This is a genomic window from Proteiniborus sp. (genome assembly GCF_040308045.1).
Taxonomy (GTDB): domain Bacteria; phylum Bacillota; class Clostridia; order Tissierellales; family Proteiniboraceae; genus Proteiniborus.
The window spans coordinates 127,941-147,100 of record NZ_JAWRHZ010000041.1 but is presented as its reverse complement, the minus strand read 5'-3'; the positions used below and the strand labels follow the sequence as shown (position 1 = coordinate 147,100).

Sequence of the window (19,160 nt, the reverse complement as noted above, 5' to 3'; positions counted from 1 at the left end):
TGGTCTCAAACCGTCCCCACTGCCCTTATTATTAATTAATTTTCAATTCTCAATTTTATTTCTTGTCCTACCATTTCCAAAATTCATCTAATTGCTTTTCTACATTATCATTGGTTACTCTTATATAAGGAAACCATTCTCTTGGAAATAATCTCTGATAGTTTGTATAGACAAATCTTTCATCTAGTAGTAGAATAACTCCTCTATCCTCTTCTGTTCGAATCAGTCTTCCTGATGCTTGAAGGACTTTGGTCATACCTGGATACATATATGAGTATTCATATCCAAGATTGTTTACTTTATTAAAATAGTCTTTAACAATATTTCTCTCTAGGCATATTTGAGGCAGTCCAACTCCAACTACTATAACTCCTATTAGCCTGTCATGCTTTAGGTCAATCCCCTCGGAAAATATCCCACCTAGGACGCAGAAGCCTAAGATGTTTTTTCCCTTGTCTAGCTCAAATAGCTCTAAGAAGTCTTCCCTTTCCTCTTCAGTCATATTAGGCGATTGAATGTAGGTTTCATACTCTGGATACTTTTCTATGAATAATTCATGAACCTTATTCATATATTGATAGGATGGAAAGAAAATTAAATAATTGCCCTCTTTAGCATTTAATACAGAGTTTATATATTCTACAATATCTATGTAACTTTTTTCCCTGTCTCTATATTTTGTTGATATCCTGTCTGCTACAAGAATACGCCTATTTTCAACAGAAAAAGGGGAATTTAAATAAATAGTATAATCATCCTCTTCTCCACCTAATATGTTTTTATGATAGTCCATTGGAATCAATGTGGCAGAGAAGAATATAGCTGCCTTGCCTTTCTTTAATGTTTCCTTCAATAAATGTGATGGATCTAGGCAATAAAGCTTTAGCTTCACATCTCTATTTAAATTTTCTACATAGGTAATATATTTATCGTCATACAGCTCACATATTCTTGTAAATGCCAAAGCCTCAAAATATAGGCTTAAATGCTCTTCATACATTTCAGCTTTTTTCTGCTTTAATAAGTATTCTTCACATTCAGCAATAAACTTTTTAAGGTAATAATATATATCGCCATCTAATTCTTCCTTAATATAATAGCCATTAGAATCACACTTCTTTTTTAGCTCCAGCATGTATTGATTGATTTTGTTTAAAGCTTTAGATAGTTTAGGATAAGTAGTCTTTACTTCTCTTTTAAAGTCTAAAAAAGGCTTCTTGAAAAGCTCTGCTGAGTACATTTCTCTAGCTCTATCTACTAGGTTGTGAGCCTCGTCAATTAGAAAGACATAGTCTCCTCCCTTTTCTGCGAAGAATCTTTTTAAGCTTACACTAGGATCAAATACATAGTTATAGTCGCAAATCACTGCATCTGCCCATAAAGTCAAATCAAGTGAAAACTCAAAGGGGCATACACAGTGCTTAAGTGCATATTTTTCGATAGTTTCTCTATTTAGCTCATCTTCATTCTTTAAAATATCCATTATGGCATCATTTACTCTGTCATAGTGGCCTTTAGCATATTCACATGCTTCTGGGTTGCAGGTTGCTTTTTCTTTAAAGCATATTTTATCCTTGGCAGTAAGTACTATAGTCTTTACATTTAGCCCATTTTCTCTCATTAGTGAAAAAGCCTCTCCAGCTACAGTTCGGGTTATGGTTTTAGCTGTTAAATAAAATATTTTAGATGTGTGTCCTTCTCCCATAGCCTTAATGGTAGGAAAAGCTGTGGATATGGTTTTGCCTATTCCTGTAGGGGCTTGGGCATATAGCTTTTTCCCATTTACTATAGTCTTATATGCAGCAACTGCTAATTCCCTCTGTCCCTTTCTGTATTTTTCATGAGGAAAGGATAGCTCTTTTATAGAAGCATCCCTTTTAATATTCCACCTGTGCTGCATTTCTGTCCAAATAAAGTATTTTTGAATTAGGTCAAAAAAGAACTCCTTTAGTTCTTCAAAGCTAAACTCTTTAACTATACGTTTTATTTCGTCTGTATCTATTTGATAATATGTTAGCTGTACATTTATATTTGAAAGCTGGTTTTGCTCAGCATAAATAAAGGCATAGCATTTTGCCTGTGCCCAATGGAGAGGGTTATAGTCTTCATCTATTTTCTCAATAGGTGCTGCGGTACTTTTTATTTCGTCTATTGTAACAGTGTCGTTCTCTTTAATAATACCGTCTGCTCTACCTTCTAGACTTAGTATATATTCCTCGTATTCTATATCATATTTAAGAATGACCTCAGAGTCATAGTCTTCGCCACTGGCACTTTGCACCTTCTTATGTATCCTAGTGCCTTCTAATGCCCTGTTGTTGCTACTGCCTACAAATCCTGAATCTATATCTCCAGTTCTTAGAATAAATTCTACTAGATTACGAACAGATACCTTTATTCTTTGCTTTAGCTCCATGATTATCAACCTACTCTCTCTATTAATAATAGTATTGAAAATCATGGAGTTTTGCAAGGTTTATATTTTACTATACTCCTCTTTCCTAAATCTAATCCAGCCTTTCTTGTTTAAGTATCTAAGATACATTATAAGCCTATCATATACAGGCTCGCATTTCTTTCCGTATCTCTCTACTAGGCATTGGCCAATATTGTAAATATTTCTATTATCATCTATAAGTTGCCATATATATGTTCCTATTTCATCAAGCCTAATATCTGTAACTCTAGGTTTATTAAAAAGTTTTTGTATTAATTTCTCAATTATTTTGTCATGGGTAAATACTAAATAAATGTCTCCCTCCTTTTCTACCCAATTGTCATGATTTTTTCTAGGAATATATAATAAAAAGTTATCTTTTTTGTTTTTTGAATTTATTTTCATCTATATCACCTTGTACTAACATTATCTCTTTTAATTGTGAAAAAATATATCCAAGCTGATAATAATAGAAAAGCTATGGAAGCTGTTATTGGATTTTGAGTTATACTTGGAATTATATTTTTCCCGAAGGCTATATTAATATTTAAACCTGCAAAAACTGCTATTATAATCCCCATTAAAGCATCTCCTGCCACTAGACCTGATGAAACTAATATGCCTTTTTCTGTTTGTCTCTTAAGTATCTCTTCATTATCCTTGTATTTAGTATCTACCAGTTTTCTTATTATTCCTCCTACCAATATACCAGAGCTTAAATGTATAGGCAGGTATAGCCCTAATGCAAAGGCTAATATTGGAATACCCATCAGTTCGCACATAACCCCAAAAACTGCTCCTATAGTTACAAGTATCCAAGGTAATTGGCCAGTCATTACTCCTTTAACTACCATAGACATTAAAGTAGCTTGAGGAGCAGGTATTTGCTCTGAACCCATACCGTATATATTGTGAAGAAGCAGTATGACTAGGCCTACAAAGGCTGCAGAAGCTAATATTCCTATATACATGGCTATCTGCACACTTCTAGGTGTACCACCTATTATGAAAGTTGTTTTCATATTTTGTCCAGCTCCTCCTGCAACTGCAATTGCTACACAGACTATTCCACCTGCAATTATTGCAGCTAACATTCCTGCATTCCCAACAAAGCCTGCTATCCTTAATATGGATGTCACAAAAAGTAAAGTCGCTATAGTCATTCCAGAAACCGGATTGTTTGATACTCCAATAATCCCAACTATTCTAGCTGACACTACAGAAAAGAAAAATGAAAAGAATACTACCATTAGTGCTCCAATAACTCCTACATTTACAATAGGTAATAGCCAAGAAAGCAAGAACACTAAAACTGCTCCGCCAATTACCCAAGTCAAAGCTAAATCCTTATCTGTTCTTTTGTTAGTTGATTCTCCCTTTCCTATTCCAGACATTGCTGACTTAAATGATCTTATAATTGTAGGTGCTGATTTAGCAAGGCTAATGAAGCCTCCTGAAGCCACAGCCCCTGCTCCAACGTACCTTATATAGTTACTCCATATAGCCCACGAGTCCATTTCTGAAATTAATATTGTAGATGGAAATAAAGGTGTTGCTAAACCACTACCTACATATTTAATAAGAGGAATCAGCCCTATCCATGCTACCAATGCCCCTGAAAACATGTAAAGAGCTGCTTCTATGCCTACTATATAACCTACTCCAACAAGTGATGCTAATACATCTACTCCAAAAATAGCACCTTGCAATGGTCTAATAGTCCATTCTGGTTTTTCTATCCAAAGTGCAAAGCCTCCAGATAATATCTTATATAATCCGCCCACTATTAGCCCCATAAGTACTGTCATAAATCCTGTCCCACCTGTACTTCCCGTTACCAAAACTTCTGCAGCAGCCATTCCTTCAGGATAGATTAGATTTCCATGTTCCTCAACTACTAGAAATTTTCTTAATGGAATAATAAACAATATACCTAATAGCCCACCTAATACTGTTACCACTACTATAGTGCTTAATCTTAAGTCTAATCCCCATATTATAATTGCTGGAAGAGTAAATATGAGTCCTCCTGCAATTGATTCCCCCATAGCTCCTATTGATTGAATCATATTTGCTTCTAGAATATTATTTCTTCTTAATACGCCTTTGAGAATTCCTGTTGCCATTATAGCTCCTGGTATAGAAGCTGAAATAGTAAGTCCTACCTTAAGTCCTAAATATGCATTAGCAGCGCCAAATAATATTGCAAATAAGCACCCTATAATTAAGGAAGCAACTGTTATCTCCGGCATAGCTTCTTTAGCTGATATATATGGAATATAATCATGTCCATGAACGCCACCATAAGCGCCATGTGATATTCCTTTCCTTTCCGACATCCGAATCCCTCCACTGAAACTATTATTGTTCTTTTATATTCCCCGTACTTTGCCTACTTTATGCAAAATAAAGAATAATTAGGAGTTAGTTAGAGCAAACTATATACAAATAAATTATGGTGGTGATATTTTATGAAGGACATACCTAATAATAAAAATCATAATGAAAAGAATACATTAATAGCAGACCCAATGACTAATATATCTGGGCTTAATAATATTGAAAATGAAGCTTCCATTCCTAATTTAAGTAACAAAGATAATAAGAAATCGAGATTCCCTATAGCAGAAAATAACATTATAGGATTCAAATAGCTCAAATAATATTTAAACTAACTATAATGAAAATCAAAAAATAAGAGGTGAAAAAATGAAATTCACTAATAAACCTAATGATTTTCGAGAGAAGAACGTACTTAGAAAAAGGATTATACCTGACATAGTTGGTTTTAAAGATATGGAAAACATCTTGGAGAACAATGAAGAGCTTAAAAACACTATAAATGATATAGATGACGACAATGATTCTAGGCTTAAATAATATGTATAACAGTCTTTAAATAAAAGCGTACCTAAAAAAGATGACTCCTGTAGAACACAGAAGTCATCTTTATAACTATTTAGCTATAGAAGCTCCACTAAAATCTATTGTTCCCAAAACACTTCTATCCCAATCAACAATCCTTGGGGAAGCGAGCATGGTGTCTGTATAATGATATATAGGTAATATTGGTACTTCATTCATAAGAATATCTTGTGCTTTATATAGTACATCAAAGTGCTCTTTGCCTCTTGTTTTAGCTGCAGTTGATAATAAAACATCATATTTTGCATTTTTGAATCTTGGATCATTATATGCATTTTCACTTGTGAAAATACTTAACATTCCCATAGGATCCATAAAATCTGTTAACCAACCACCACGTGCTAATTCAAAATCCCCTTCTCTTCTAGTATCTTGGAAAACAGCCCATTCTTGATTTTCCAATTTTGTGTTAATACCGAGATTTGTCTTTAACATTTCTTGTACTAATTCTGCAACCATCTGATGACCTTCTGAAGTATTGTATATTATTGTAAACTCTGGGAATCCTTCTCCACCTGGATAACCAGCTTCTGCCAGTAGGTCTTGAGCAGCTTTTACAGTACTATCATCTGTGGCAAATCCATAAGTTCCAGCAGTTTCAAAGAAATCCTTTCCATCTGCATCAAGGAATCCTGGAGGTACAAATCCAGCTGCTGGTACTTGCCCTGCACCTAATGTTTCACAAATTAATTCTCTATTAATTGCAAGAGCAATTGCTTTCCTTACTCTAACATCTTTAAATATATCGCGTTCTAAGTTAAAATTATAATAGTATGTTCCAAGCAATGGGAATACATGAAAATTAGGGTCTTCTGCAATAAGCTTTGGAACTTCAGCTGCAGGTACACTAGGAATAAAATCCAGCTCTCCGTTTTGGTATGCTTGATAAGCTGTAGATGCTATATCAATAAACTTTCCTTCAATACGATCTAGTTTTACATTTTCTGCATTCCAATAATTTTCATTCTTAACTAGAGTCAAGCCTTCTCCAATTCTATAGGATGTAAGTTTAAATGGGCCATTACATATTGCTGTATTAGGATTCTTTGCCCAAGCACCATCTTCTAATGCTTCTACTGCTGACTGCTTAACAGGTAAGAAATGATAGAAAGATAATAAACTTATGATGTAATCAGTTGGAGTTATAAGCTTTACTTCTAAAGTATAGTCATCAAGAGCCTTAACACCAACATCATCTAATGAAGCTCCATTAACTGCATCAAATGCTCCAATTATATTTGTATACTCCCAAATCCAAGCATACTCAGAAGCTGTAGCAGGATCCATGCCTCTTTTCCAGGAGTACACAAAATCATGAGCTGTTAAGTCGGAACCATCTGACCATTTTGATTTTCTAAGGTGAAATGTTACTGTCAATCCATCTTCAGAAACATCCCAAGTTTCTGCAATACCTGAATAAATAACGCCGCTTTTTTCTCTAACAAGTCCTTCAAATGTTTGATTGATGACGTCTCCGCCATCACTAGCACCATTAAGACAAGGATCAATAGTTTTAGGGTCAGCACCAATGTTCCAATTTAAAACAGCTTCTGTTTCCTCTGCAGGTTGTTCTGTTGGCTGCTCCGTTGGTTGCTCTGTTGGCTGCTCTGTTGGTTGCTCTGTTGGCTGATCCACTGGTTTGCTACATCCAGTTAAGATCAAAGTAAACATTAGCACTAGAACTAGTGAATAAGCTAATAACCTTTTTTTCATTTTTCTTTCCTCCTTTATTATTTTGGACTTTCGTCCTATTTAACCAAATGACATGCAACAAAATGATTTGTCTCTACTTCTATTAGTTTAGGTGTTACTTCTGTACAAATTTTCTCACAAAATCTACAACGAGAATGAAATCTACATCCCTCTGGTGGGTTTATTGGGCTCTTTACGTCACCATGAAGAATAATTCTCTTGCTTACCTTATTAAGCCTAGGGTCAGGTATAGGTATAGATGATAATAGAGCCTGTGTATAAGGATGTATAGGATTTTTATATAGCTCTTTACTTTCACATATTTCCATTAACTTACCCAAATACATAACACCAATCCTATCCGAAATATGCTTAACCATGGACAAATCATGAGCAATAAAAAGATAAGTCAATCCCATATTATCTTGTAAATCTTCCAGCATATTTACCACTTGGGCTTGGATTGATACATCTAGAGCAGATATTGGCTCATCACAAATTACAAGATCTGGTTCCACTGCCAAAGCCCTTGCAATACCAATCCTTTGTCTTTGACCTCCTGAAAATTCATGTGGATAACGACTTGCATGTTCATGTTTTAATCCAACTATTTTAAGTAATTTATGTATTCTCTCTTGTCTTTCCTTACCTTTAGTTAAGTTATGCGTATCTATACCTTCACCTATTATTTCTGAAACTGTCATCCTAGTATTTAAAGAAGCATACGGATCTTGAAAAATCATTTGTATTCTTTTTCTATATCTCATCATTTCTTTTTCAGAAATATTAGTAATATCATTCCCATCAAATATTATATTTCCTCCAGTTGGTTCATAAAGCTTGATTATGCATCTTCCTAAAGTAGATTTCCCACAGCCTGATTCACCCACTAGCCCAAAAGTTTCTCCTTTTTTTATATCAAAAGTTACATCATCTACAGCAGTCAAATATTGACGATTTTTTTTGAATAAGCTATCTCCTATGAAAAAATATTTCTTTAACTCTTTAACTTGTAATAATGTTCTATTTTCAGCCAATTTGAACACTTCCTTTTCTATACCCTTCAACCTTAGGTGCATTTTTGTGTAATAACCAACAAGCTGAACTATGAGATTCATCTATTTCAAATGTTGGCGAAGCTTCTTCTGTACAGATTTGCATAACATATGGACACCTAGGGGAAAATGGACATCCAGTTGGAGGTGTTATTAAATCTGGTGGAGAGCCTTGTATGGGTACTAATCTTCCTTTTTCCTCTCTATCCATTCGTGGAACAGATTTAAGTAAACCCTGAGTATATGGATGTTGAGGATTATAGAAGATATCATCAGCTGTCCCTTTTTCCATTATCATTCCTCCATACATAACAATAATATCTGTACAAATCTCAGCTATAACACCTAAATCATGAGTAATCAGAATAATTGATGTGTCTAATTCATTAGCAAGACGCTTCATAATATCTAAAATTTGTGCTTGTATTGTAACATCGAGGGCTGTAGTAGGTTCATCAGCAATTAATAGCTTTGGATTACATAATAATGCTGTCGCTATCATGGCTCTTTGCCTCATGCCACCAGAAAATTCATGGGGATATGAATTAATTCTTTTTTCTGCATCTGGGATTCCAACCATACTTAACATCTTTATAGCAGATTCTACTGCTCTTTTACGACTTAATTTTTGATGACGTCTTATAACTTCAACCATTTGATTCTTTATGCTGATTACTGGATTAAGAGATGTCATAGGGTCTTGAAATATCATTGCAATTTCATTTCCACGAATATTAGACATTTGCTTGTTTGAAAAACTTGATATATCTTTATTATTAAAAATAATTTTTCCTGATTTAATTTTTCCTGGGTAATCAATAAGCTTCATAATAGATAAAGCAGTAACACTTTTCCCACTACCAGATTCTCCAACAATTCCTAAAACATCTCCTTTTTTCAGGCTAAAGTCTACACCTCTAACAGCTTGAACTTCACCTACATGGGTAAAAAAAGAGGTCTTTAAATTTTTAATTTCTAATATTGTATTATTCATCTTTTTCATATCACATCTTATCCTTTCCTTAATCTTGGATCTAAAGCATCTCTCAACCCATCTCCTACGAAGTTAAATGCTAGCATAGTAAGTGCAATAGATAATGCTGGGAAAAATAGCTGATAAGGATAGGTTGTCAATCCTGGAAGTGAGTTGTTGGCCAATGTCCCCCAGGATGCCATTGGTGCTGATACACCCAGTCCTATAAAGCTTAAAAATGATTCTGTAAATACTGCTGAAGGTATCATCATTGCCATAGATACAATAATGGGCCCTATTGCATTAGGAATCAAATGCCTAGTAATAATCTTCATTTTTGATACGCCCATAGTTCTTGCAGCAAGTACGAATTCTTGTTCTTTTAAAGATAGCATCTGACCACGTACTAATCTAGCCATTCCGACCCAGTAAACGCTACTTAACGCTATAACAATATTAGTTAAGCCTCTTCCTCTAAACCATACCATTAGTAAAATAACATATAATACTAATGGTACTGAATTAATAATGTCAACAATTCTCATCATAATATCATCTACCCTACCACCTTCATATCCTGAAATACTACCATATATAACTCCAATAAATAAGTTAACAAAGGTAGCAATGAAAGCCACTAATAGAGAAATCCTAGCCCCGTACATAACACGTGTTAGTATGTCACGACCCAATTCATCTGTACCGAAAGGAAATTTTTTATTTAATTTACTACTCCAAGGTTCTGTTAACACTTGTCCTTTATATTCAATGGTATAATCATAATCATATCCCTGCTTCGTGGGTAACAAATTATATGAGAAGTCTAATTTTATTTCTTCATCACCATATTTATATACATAAATCTTATTAATAATATCTCTCTTGTTTTTATCCAACTGTAGACGCTCAAGGAGCCTTCCGTCTTTAGAAACTTTAAATATATTGTAGTCTTTTGATACATGCAAATATAAATCGTCATCAGCCTTATATAGCTTTAAAATAGGTGGTAAATTTCTATATTCATTAACTTGATCTGAATAAGAATAAGGAGTCAAATAAGGTCCAATAATGCCAAAGCATATTATCAAAAATATGATAATAATACCTATCATTGATGATTTATTTTGCTTAAGCCTTCTCCATGCATCATGCCAATATGTCAAACTAGGTTTAGTACTTTCAGCGCCTTCGATTTTAGTTTCTATAAATACAAATTTAGCTTCTTTCATAGACTATTTATCCCCCCCTAACTTAATACGTGGATCTATAAAACCATAGGCTAAATCTACTAATAAAACCATAACAATATAAAATACGGCATAAAAGACTGTAACGCCCATGATTGTTGTATAGTCACGATTAGTTACACTTTCGACAAAATAACGTCCTATGCCAGGGATAGCAAATATACTTTCAATAACAAAAGAACCTGTTAATATAGCTGCTATCATAGGTCCTATATAAGTAATAACTGGAATCAATGCATTTTTAACAGCATGTCTTCCCAATACTGAAAGCTCTTTTATACCATTAGCTCGTGCAGTTCTAATATAGTCTTGTCTTAAAACCTCTAGCATGCTGGAACGAGTTAATCTTGTAACAAAAGACAATGAATATCCTGACAAAGCAATTACTGGTCCAATATAGCTTAATGGTGTTTTTAATCCAAAGCTAGGTAACCAACCAAGCTTTCCTGAGAGAAAATATATTATTAATGTTGCAATAACAAAACTAGGAACAGTAATGCCTAAGGTTGCCATAAACATAACAAAATAATCTAATTTTGTATTTTGTTTTAATGCAGAAATAACCCCTAATGGAATACCGACAATAATAATAACCAAGATTGATAACAATCCAATTTTGGCTGATGAAGGGAAACCAGAGTTAATCAAATCATTAACAGAAGTTCCTATCTTAGAATAAGATGGTCCTAAATCAAAAGTTATTAATCCTTTCATATAATTTAAATATTGAACAATTAATGGATCATCAAGGTTATATTTTTTGTTTAAAGATCTTAATATTTCATCTGGGACTGGTCTTTCTCTAGTAAAAGGACCTCCTGGTATAGTGTGCATCATTGCAAATGTTAAAGAAGTAATTAAAATAATAGTAATTAATATTGAGACCAGACGCCTTAGCAAATAAAATTTCATAGTATTTCTCCTTTCTTTAATATGTGTGTATTGCTTTAAAAATTCATTCCTCTATCAATTATTATCCCTCCCTAAAAAAATGAATTTTAAAAGAAATATTATTCAATTTATAAAAATACTAGTATCAAACTGATAAATCTAACAAAAAACACTTATAAAGTACACTCTTAGTTAAATAAAAGAAAAATAAGATGATTTTTATAAATTATAGTTATGTAATAATTATTTTGCATTTGTACAATATATTCGCCTTTTTCAGAAATTCTAAATTAATTTAGCTAATTTATGTGATTTTAGGAAATATAAATCACTATAACCGCTTTTTGTTTATATAATGATTGATTTAAGCAATAAAATATGAATTCTTTTTACTATTAAATGGTAATGTCAGTCATTCTTGACAATGATTAACATCTATGTTACGATTATTTAAAGAAGCCATTCCGTCTTCCTACGGGATGGCTTGTTGTATATGTAAAAATTTACCATTTAATGTATGAGGGGATAGGGGGTGCATTAAAATAAGCGCAACATCAAAAACAATTTACGAAAAACTTGTAGAGCATTTAGTAGAAATTGAAGAAGAAAAAACTAGGGTTATTGAAGAATATTACTATGAAATGTCTGCCGAAAGGTTAGAATTTGAAACACTAATAGAATATTATATTTCTAATATTGATAAATATATTAGAAAGTTAAAAAAGACTGACAAAGTAAGTACTGATTGTCCCTTTGTAATAATTAATAGTATTGTTGAAGTAGAAGACATTAATAGTAAAGAAGTAGAAAGGTTTAAAATAGTTTCTCCTTTCTTAACTACAAGTCCATTAGATGGTGATTTTGCTTCATATCTTTCACCAATTGGGAAATCGCTTCTATTAAAAAAGGTTGGGGACCATGTTTTTGTAGAAACTCCTATGGAAAATATTGAATATGAAGTAAAGACTATTGAGCTAGGATAAGAAATACAATAAAAATATAAATGAAGAGCTTGTTTGAGCTCTTCATTTATATTTTTATAGACTTCCATCTACCTCGCCTGTATCTAATTGTCATTAAAATAGCCTCAACTATAAACTGTATGGCTGTTGCCCACCATACAAATACTACATTCCATTTTAAAATAAATACAATAATGAAAATAAGAGGTAACCTTACAGCTAGATTTGTAACTAAGGATATCTTAAATGGACCTCTAGTATCTCCAGCTCCCTTAAGCGCTCCTGAGACAGACATTCCTATTGCTATAGGTATCTGTTCAATAGCACCTACACGTAAACACCTAGAAGCTAATGCTACAGTTTCTAAGTTGTTACTAAAGAGTCTCATAATTCCGTAAGGTAAAAATAAAAAGACTGAAGCCACTGCTCCCATTAGCCAAACTGAATATATTACAGATTTTTTAGTGCTAATTTCCGCTCTTTTTATATCTCTTGCCCCTAAGCTTTGTCCGACCATTGTAGTGGCTGCTACAGCAAAGCCGTATCCAGGCATAAATGATATAGATTCTGCTGCATTAGCAAGAGAATGTGCAGCAAAGGCAACAGTACCTAACTGTGCTATCCAAAATGAGGATAATAGTCTACTACCTTCATTCATAAATGTTTCTAAAGTGGCAGGTACGCTTAAATCTATAATACTCTTAACTACATCCTTACTTAGTCTAAATACCTTACTAATATGAAGCTTAATCCCTGACTTACCTCTCAACAAAAAGAAAAATGTAATACTTGAACCTACTATTTGTGCAGTTCCAGTTGCAATAGCTGCTCCATTTACTCCAAGCTCAGGAAATCCAAACTTTCCAAATATAAGAACATAGTCTCCAATAATATTAAAAGCATTTGCAAAAGCTGCAGATACAAGAGGAACAACTGTATTTCCTGCTCCTCTTAAAATAGAATTTGCAACAAACTGAGGTATTAAAAAGAATGCGCCAATAAAAACTATTCTTAGATAACCACTACCTAAGGCTATGACCTCAGGATCATCTACTATTAGTTTAAATGTTGTATTTGCAGATAGTATACCAATGATTCCAGTTAATAAGCTAATTATAAATCCTATACCAATAGCTTGTGCAGCAATGTTTTCAGCTTCATCTTTGTTTTTAGCCCCTATTTGTCTAGATACCATGGCTGTGGCACCAATTCCAAGGGCTCCAAAGATATTACTTATTGTAAACATTATCTGTGCCCCTAAGTTAACGGCAGATATGGATGCTGGATTTAGTCTTCCTACCATAGCAGTATCGGCTGTCCATACAAGAGTATGCAAAGTCATTTCCATTATAGCTGGTATAGCTAACTTTAAGATATGATTTCTTATATCTCTATTATCTAGTCTTTCCATGTTCTTTCACCAAGCCTTCTATATTAAGCAAATTTAACGCTAGATAACATTATACCTTATTATTTTACCTAAAGACAATACAAATAATTAACATTTATCCTAGATTTCAATTATGAATTCTAACAACCTTAATTACAGTGGCTAAACGCTGTTTAATAGTAGTTAAACAGTAGTTTAACAGTAGTTTAACAATCCTTTAGCAATCCTTTAGCAATCCTTTAACTACCGTTCTCTGATTATCTTTACTACAAAATTAAGATGATATATAATATTCTCAAACCTTAATCCAAGGAGATGATTTTATGAGAATTGTAGATTTTAGAAGTGATACTGTAACTAAACCTACAGAAGATATGAGAAAGGCAATGGTTAATGCAGAAGTAGGCGATGATGTATACGGTGAAGACCCTACAATAAACGAACTTGAAGAAATGGCAGCAAATTTAGTAGGTAAAGAAGCAGCCTTATTCGTTCCATCAGGAACAATGGGAAATCAATTGGCAGTGCTATGTCATACTCAAAGGGGCAACGAAGTAATTCTAGAAGAAAAATCTCATATATATAATTATGAGGTTGGTGGAATTGCTTTTCTGTCTGGAGTTCAGGTACGTATCGTAAAAGGCCATAATGGAATAATGAGTGCAAGTAGTGTGGAAAAGGCTATTGTTGCTGATGGCGATATCCATCATCCTCAAACTGGACTTATTTGTTTAGAAAATACTCATAATATGGCAGGAGGTATTGTTGTTCCTCCAGAATCAATGAAAGAAATTTTTGATTTAGCTAAAAAGCATAGTCTACCAGTGCATTTAGATGGAGCAAGAATCTTTAATGCAAGCACTGCATTAGGTTGTGATGTAAAAGAGATAGCAAAATACTGTGACAGCATAATGTTCTGTTTATCTAAAGGATTGTGTGCTCCAGTAGGTTCAATGCTTGCAGGTAGTAAAGAATTTATAAACAAAGCTAGAAGGTTTAGAAAAATGCTAGGTGGTGGCATGAGACAAGCTGGCATCTTAGCCGCTGCCGGTGTTGTAGCTTTGACAAATATGATTGAAAGACTTTCTGAAGATCATGAAAACGCAAAACTCTTAGCAAAAGGTCTTAAAGATATAAGCGGAATCGAAGTCAATGTTGATAATGTACAATCAAATATCTTAATGATGGATATAACTACATCTAAATATGATAGCTATAGTCTTGTTAGTAAGTTAAAAGAGGAAGGTATACTGGTGTCAGATATTAATAGTAGTAGAATTAGATTTGTTACTCATAAATATATATCTAAAGATGACATTGACTATACTATGTCTTTGATTAAAAAGGTCTTGATATAGCTATGAAATAGTAACTTAGCAAATCTTTGCACTCCTTTAAATAGACTGTGAGATAACTCACAGCCTATTTATTTCATTAAATTTTTCTTTTTCTTGCTTTAGGATCTGATATTATCTCGTAACTCCCTATTGAAGCAATGCTTACTAATATTGCATTTACAACTGTAAGCGCAATTCCTTGAATGCCTTGACCTAATCTAGCAAATATAAAAGTCAATATTAATGCTATTGCAAAAGTATACAATCTAACATAAGCATCACCGAACTTATTTTTAACTATTGACTTTGTAAACTGTACTATGATACTTACTGCAGCTACAAGCCCAGCAAAAGTTCCTAGTGTTTCAGATGACATAAAATTATTATACATTTTCAACTCTCCATCCCTTTAAATCCATATAGTTTTATTTTTTAATTCTAGCTTCTTTTCTTATTTTTATTAATACAGGAACTCTATAAGTATATAGTTTATACTATTTAATATGCAAAATTTGTCCGGAAGTTCTTCTAATTTTAGAAAAAAGCAAAATAAAAAAGCAAGGGTTTAATACCCCTGCTAAATCTATCTTTCTTGAATCAGGTCTATACTTCCTAATACTATATGGGCTAATCCAAAACCTACTAAACCTGTCGCAATCATAGTGCCAATTTCATTTCTTTGTATTCCTCTTTTTTTAACATCTGGAATCCTTGTTGCTAAGGCTACACCAGTAACTGCTGTTCCTAATAATGTAGGTATCAACCCTTCTCGTACCATATTAACCCTCCTCATATAATATAGATAGATTCTAGATTATTATCTCAATTTGAGATTCTATATATACTTAAATTATCCAATTGATTTTGTCAATCTATTCTAAAATAAAAACCTGCTGCAAAACAGAAAATACTAGCAATAAAATATGAGCAAAAGGTGTAAGCATAGACATGTTGTTTTTACTATTCCTGAAGAACAATTTAAATTGCAAAAAATGTTTTAAATAACTATTGCAGGCGATAAGCTTAAACACAGCAAGTATCTTTACTCAATAATGCAAATGATATATAATAACTTAAGAACTTTACTGGAAAATGATTTTATGAGAAAGGTAGAATGATATGGCTAAGGTAAAAAAACATGTAATTATTGTAGGAGGTGGAGCCTCTGGTATATTGGCAGCTATTTCTGCAAGGAAACAAGGAGCTGATGTAACAATACTAGAGAGAAACCCTCGAATCGGAAAAAAGATATTAGCTACTGGGAATGGGCGATGTAATTTCACCAACGTAAATGCAGATATATCATATTATCACGGAAGTAATCCTAAGTTTGCATACAGCGCACTATCTAATTTTAATGTAAATGAAACAATTAATTTTTTTAGTAAAATTGGAATAGCTCCAAAAATTGAGGAGTTTGGTAAAGTCTTTCCTATGTCCGATCAGGCCTCAAGTTTTTTAGATGTATTTTTATATGAACTAAATGAAATAGGCGTTAATGTTATTTGCAATGCTTATGTCAAAAATATTAAAAGCAATAAAGGTAAATTTAATATTATATTAGAAGATGGTTCAACATTTCAAGGGGATAAGGTAATCATTGCTACTGGTGGTAAAGCTATGCCTTCTACTGGTTCAGATGGAAATGGATTTGATTTGGTAAAAAAATTAGGACACACCATTATAGACATATTTCCTGGCCTTGTTCAGTTAAAGCTTGATGGAACATTTTTCAAGCAAATCGAAGGAGTAAAGTTTGTAGGAACTGCTGAAGTTTTATATAAGGATAAATCATTGGCAAAAGATAGGGGAGACATTCTTTTTGGAAATTATGGTGTTTCAGGTCCTCCTATTTTTCAAATCAGCAGGAAAGCTGGAGAACTTCTACACGATAATAAAGAACCTATATTAAAAATAACTATTATGGATACAATGTCAAAAGAAGAGTTAAAAAAACTTCTAGTATCACGTTTTGAAAATAATCCAATGAAGACAGTAGAATTCAGCATGGTTGGTCTTGTAAATAAAAGACTTATCCCTGTTTTACTGAAAGAGGCAGAAATTCATGATTTAAAGTGCCCTGTTGCTAACCTTACTAAAAAAGAGCTTGAAAAAATCCTCAATATACTGACAGATTGGAGATTTAAAATAAAGGGAACTAAGAGTTGGCCTAGTGCACAAGTTACAGCAGGCGGTGTTGACACAAAGGAGATTGACCAGAACACTATGGAATCTAAAATTGTAAAAGGCTTGTATTTTGCAGGTGAAATAATAGATATAGATGGACAATGTGGTGGATTTAATCTTCAGTGGGCTTGGTCATCAGGATTTATTGCAGGACGCAATGCTGCTATTTAATATAGTCCCATACAGAAACAGGAGGAGAATAGATGCTTAGGCTTACAAATATAAAAATTAATATAAACAAAGCTAAAACTCATCAAGAAGAAACAGAAGCTTTGCGAAAAGAAATAATTTCAAAACTCAATATCACAGAAAAAGAACTTATAGGTTATAAAATATTCAAGAAATCTGTTGATGCCAGAAAAAAAGATGTGATTTATTTCATCTATACCATTGACGTCAATTTGAATAATGAACAAAAAATATTAAAAAAATATAGTAAAAAAGGAGTAACAGAAACTCCAGATATGTCCTATGAAGGTGTTCCCCTAAGTGCTGAAAAAATGTCACATCCTCCTGTTATCATAGGGATGGGGCCTACAGGTCTTATTGCTGGATTATTTCTATCAAGAATGGGTTATAACCCCATAATCCTTGAAAGAGGAGAGGATGTCGATACAAGAACTCTTAAGGTAAATAACTTTTGGAAGAATGGCGTTCTTGACACTGAAAGCAATGTACAGTTTGGTGAAGGTGGAGCAGGTTCATTTTCAGATGGTAAATTAACAACCCTAATAAATGATAAAAGGTGTAGGACAATATTAGAGGAATTTATTAAAGCTGGTGCACCAGAAGAAATATTATACTCAAATAAGCCTCATATAGGTACTGACTTACTGAAATCCGTGATTAAAAAAATTCGAGAAGAAATTATTCATAATGGTGGAACAGTAAGGTTTAGAGCTAAAGTAACTGATTTTATTATTAAGGATAATAAAATTCAAGGTGTAATCATAAATGATTCTGAAACACTTGATTGCCAAGCAGTATTACTTGGAATAGGTCATAGTGCTAGGGATACTTTTCAGGTGCTGCATCAAAGAGGTGTAACGATAAGTCAAAAACCTTTTTCCATAGGGGTAAGGATTGAACACCCTCAAGCATTTATAGATAAAGCCCAATATGGTAATTTTGCTGGACACCCTAGCTTAGGAGCAGCTGATTATAAGCTAGTTTATCATTCTGAGAATGGAAGATCTGCTTACACATTTTGTATGTGTCCAGGTGGTTATGTAATAGCTGCAGCATCAGAAGAAGAAAAAGTTGCCGTAAACGGTATGAGTAAACACAATAGAGATGGAGAAAATGCAAACTCAGCTTTATTAGTAGGCGTTACTCCTGATGACTTTGGTAGTTCACATCCTCTCGCTGGTATTGAATTTCAACGAAAATGGGAGAAGCTTGCCTATGAAATAGCCGGAAGGAACTATCATGCACCTGCTCAACTTATAGGCGATTTTCTTTCTGACAAACCTAGTACACAGCTAGGAAATGTTAGTCCTACTTATAAGCCAAATGTAACTTCTACAGAACTAAAAAATTGTTTGCCAGATTATGTAGTTGAAACTATAAGGGAAGCAATTCTTCACTTTGATACAATAATTAAGGGATTTGCAATGCCAGATGGTATACTAACAGGTGTCGAAACAAGAAGTTCTTCACCAATTAGAATTAATAGGGATGAAAACTATTTATCAAATATATATGGTTTATATCCAATGGGAGAAGGAGCAGGGTATGCAGGTGGAATAATGTCTTCAGCAGTAGATGGCCTTAAGACTGCAGAAAAAATCATGTCAAAGTATGCTCCTTTTTAAGACAAAAAACAGACTGTGAGTAAAAGAAAAACACTCACAGTTATTTTTTTGCAAGTGTCTATTTTTCTGGTGCGCCATGAGGGATTCGAACCCCCGGCCAACTGATTCGAAGTCAGCTACTCTATCCAGCTGAGCTAATGGCGCATATGATAATATAATAAATTCATCAAACAAAATGATTATAGCAAAAAAAAGCAACATCGTCAAACTTATAATCCCATAAAATGTTTCCTTTATACCAAATAATCTA

At 33.3% G+C, this 19,160-nt stretch carries 17 protein-coding genes and 1 tRNA gene; 6 read left to right on the top strand and 12 right to left on the bottom strand.

Annotation, left to right across the window (positions count from 1 at the left end; genetic code table 11):
• Positions 1-67: 67 nt before the first annotated feature.
• The 3 genes from ABV008_RS08670 to ABV008_RS08660 are packed head-to-tail and all read right to left on the bottom strand — an operon-like array spanning position 68 to position 4,776.
• Positions 68-2,416 (bottom strand): ATP-dependent DNA helicase, encoded by a 2,349-nt coding sequence (locus ABV008_RS08670; protein ID WP_352419426.1) that lies wholly within the window; start codon positions 2,414-2,416, stop codon positions 68-70.
• A 60-nt stretch (positions 2,417-2,476) separates the two neighbouring features.
• Entirely contained in the window at positions 2,477-2,842 is a 366-nt protein-coding gene (locus ABV008_RS08665; RefSeq protein ID WP_352419421.1) for a PqqD family protein, read from the bottom strand.
• A gap of 5 nt (positions 2,843-2,847) precedes the next feature.
• Positions 2,848-4,776: an OPT family oligopeptide transporter gene (locus tag ABV008_RS08660; protein WP_352419420.1), complete on the bottom strand. Its 1,929-nt coding sequence runs from the start codon at positions 4,774-4,776 to the stop codon at positions 2,848-2,850.
• Positions 4,777-4,908: 132 nt separating this feature from the next.
• Here ABV008_RS08660 and ABV008_RS08655 point away from each other — a divergent pair, with 132 nt between their 5' ends.
• Together ABV008_RS08655 and ABV008_RS08650 are read left to right on the top strand one after the other, a co-directional pair.
• Positions 4,909-5,091 (top strand): hypothetical protein, encoded by a 183-nt coding sequence (locus ABV008_RS08655; protein WP_352419419.1) that lies wholly within the window; start codon positions 4,909-4,911, stop codon positions 5,089-5,091.
• A 55-nt stretch (positions 5,092-5,146) separates the two neighbouring features.
• On the top strand, positions 5,147-5,317 hold the full coding sequence (locus tag ABV008_RS08650; RefSeq protein ID WP_352419418.1) for a hypothetical protein: 171 nt from the start codon (positions 5,147-5,149) through the stop codon (positions 5,315-5,317).
• Positions 5,318-5,392: 75 nt separating this feature from the next.
• Here the strand turns inward: ABV008_RS08650 and ABV008_RS08645 are convergent, their stop codons facing one another.
• From ABV008_RS08645 to ABV008_RS08625, 5 genes are read right to left on the bottom strand one after another with little or no spacing between them, the layout of a single operon-like run.
• Positions 5,393-7,075 carry an ABC transporter substrate-binding protein gene (locus ABV008_RS08645; RefSeq protein WP_352419417.1) on the bottom strand — a complete coding sequence of 561 codons (1,683 nt, stop codon included), beginning with the start codon at positions 7,073-7,075 and terminating at the stop codon, positions 5,393-5,395.
• Positions 7,076-7,110: 35 nt separating this feature from the next.
• Entirely contained in the window at positions 7,111-8,091 is a 981-nt protein-coding gene (locus tag ABV008_RS08640) for an ABC transporter ATP-binding protein (protein WP_352419416.1), read from the bottom strand.
• On the bottom strand, positions 8,084-9,103 hold the full coding sequence (locus ABV008_RS08635; protein ID WP_352419425.1) for an ABC transporter ATP-binding protein: 1,020 nt from the start codon (positions 9,101-9,103) through the stop codon (positions 8,084-8,086). Before ABV008_RS08635 ends, ABV008_RS08640 begins: the two co-directional genes overlap by 8 nt.
• A gap of 17 nt (positions 9,104-9,120) precedes the next feature.
• A complete protein-coding gene (locus tag ABV008_RS08630) occupies positions 9,121-10,311 on the bottom strand; it encodes an ABC transporter permease (protein ID WP_352419415.1) in 1,191 nt (396 codons plus the stop codon).
• 3 nt (positions 10,312-10,314) lie between these two features.
• Positions 10,315-11,241, bottom strand: a complete 927-nt coding sequence (locus ABV008_RS08625) for an ABC transporter permease (protein ID WP_352419414.1) — start codon at positions 11,239-11,241, stop codon at positions 10,315-10,317.
• Between the two features lie 620 nt (positions 11,242-11,861).
• Here ABV008_RS08625 and ABV008_RS08620 point away from each other — a divergent pair.
• Positions 11,862-12,203: a GreA/GreB family elongation factor gene (locus tag ABV008_RS08620; RefSeq protein ID WP_352419413.1), complete on the top strand. Its 342-nt coding sequence runs from the start codon at positions 11,862-11,864 to the stop codon at positions 12,201-12,203.
• A gap of 46 nt (positions 12,204-12,249) precedes the next feature.
• Here ABV008_RS08620 and ABV008_RS08615 read toward each other — a convergent pair whose 3' ends face one another.
• Positions 12,250-13,593 carry an MATE family efflux transporter gene (locus tag ABV008_RS08615; protein WP_352419412.1) on the bottom strand — a complete coding sequence of 448 codons (1,344 nt, stop codon included), beginning with the start codon at positions 13,591-13,593 and terminating at the stop codon, positions 12,250-12,252.
• A gap of 302 nt (positions 13,594-13,895) precedes the next feature.
• Between ABV008_RS08615 and ltaE the strand changes: the two genes are divergently transcribed.
• Positions 13,896-14,930: a low-specificity L-threonine aldolase gene (gene ltaE, locus ABV008_RS08610; protein WP_352419411.1), complete on the top strand. Its 1,035-nt coding sequence runs from the start codon at positions 13,896-13,898 to the stop codon at positions 14,928-14,930.
• A gap of 76 nt (positions 14,931-15,006) precedes the next feature.
• Here the strand turns inward: ltaE and ABV008_RS08605 are convergent, their stop codons facing one another.
• The gene (locus ABV008_RS08605; RefSeq protein ID WP_352419410.1) at positions 15,007-15,300 is read right to left on the bottom strand and encodes a hypothetical protein; all 294 of its coding nucleotides are present in this window, start codon (positions 15,298-15,300) and stop codon (positions 15,007-15,009) included.
• A 192-nt stretch (positions 15,301-15,492) separates the two neighbouring features.
• Positions 15,493-15,687 carry an asparagine synthase gene (locus tag ABV008_RS08600; RefSeq protein ID WP_352419409.1) on the bottom strand — a complete coding sequence of 65 codons (195 nt, stop codon included), beginning with the start codon at positions 15,685-15,687 and terminating at the stop codon, positions 15,493-15,495.
• 341 nt (positions 15,688-16,028) lie between these two features.
• Here ABV008_RS08600 and ABV008_RS08595 point away from each other — a divergent pair, with 341 nt between their 5' ends.
• Positions 16,029-17,267: a BaiN/RdsA family NAD(P)/FAD-dependent oxidoreductase gene (locus ABV008_RS08595; RefSeq protein WP_352419408.1), complete on the top strand. Its 1,239-nt coding sequence runs from the start codon at positions 16,029-16,031 to the stop codon at positions 17,265-17,267.
• Between the two features lie 32 nt (positions 17,268-17,299).
• Positions 17,300-18,910 carry an NAD(P)/FAD-dependent oxidoreductase gene (locus ABV008_RS08590; RefSeq protein ID WP_352419407.1) on the top strand — a complete coding sequence of 537 codons (1,611 nt, stop codon included), beginning with the start codon at positions 17,300-17,302 and terminating at the stop codon, positions 18,908-18,910.
• 67 nt (positions 18,911-18,977) lie between these two features.
• Here ABV008_RS08590 and ABV008_RS08585 read toward each other — a convergent pair.
• A tRNA-Arg gene (locus ABV008_RS08585) sits at positions 18,978-19,054 on the bottom strand.
• Between the last annotated feature and the right edge of the window lie 106 nt (positions 19,055-19,160).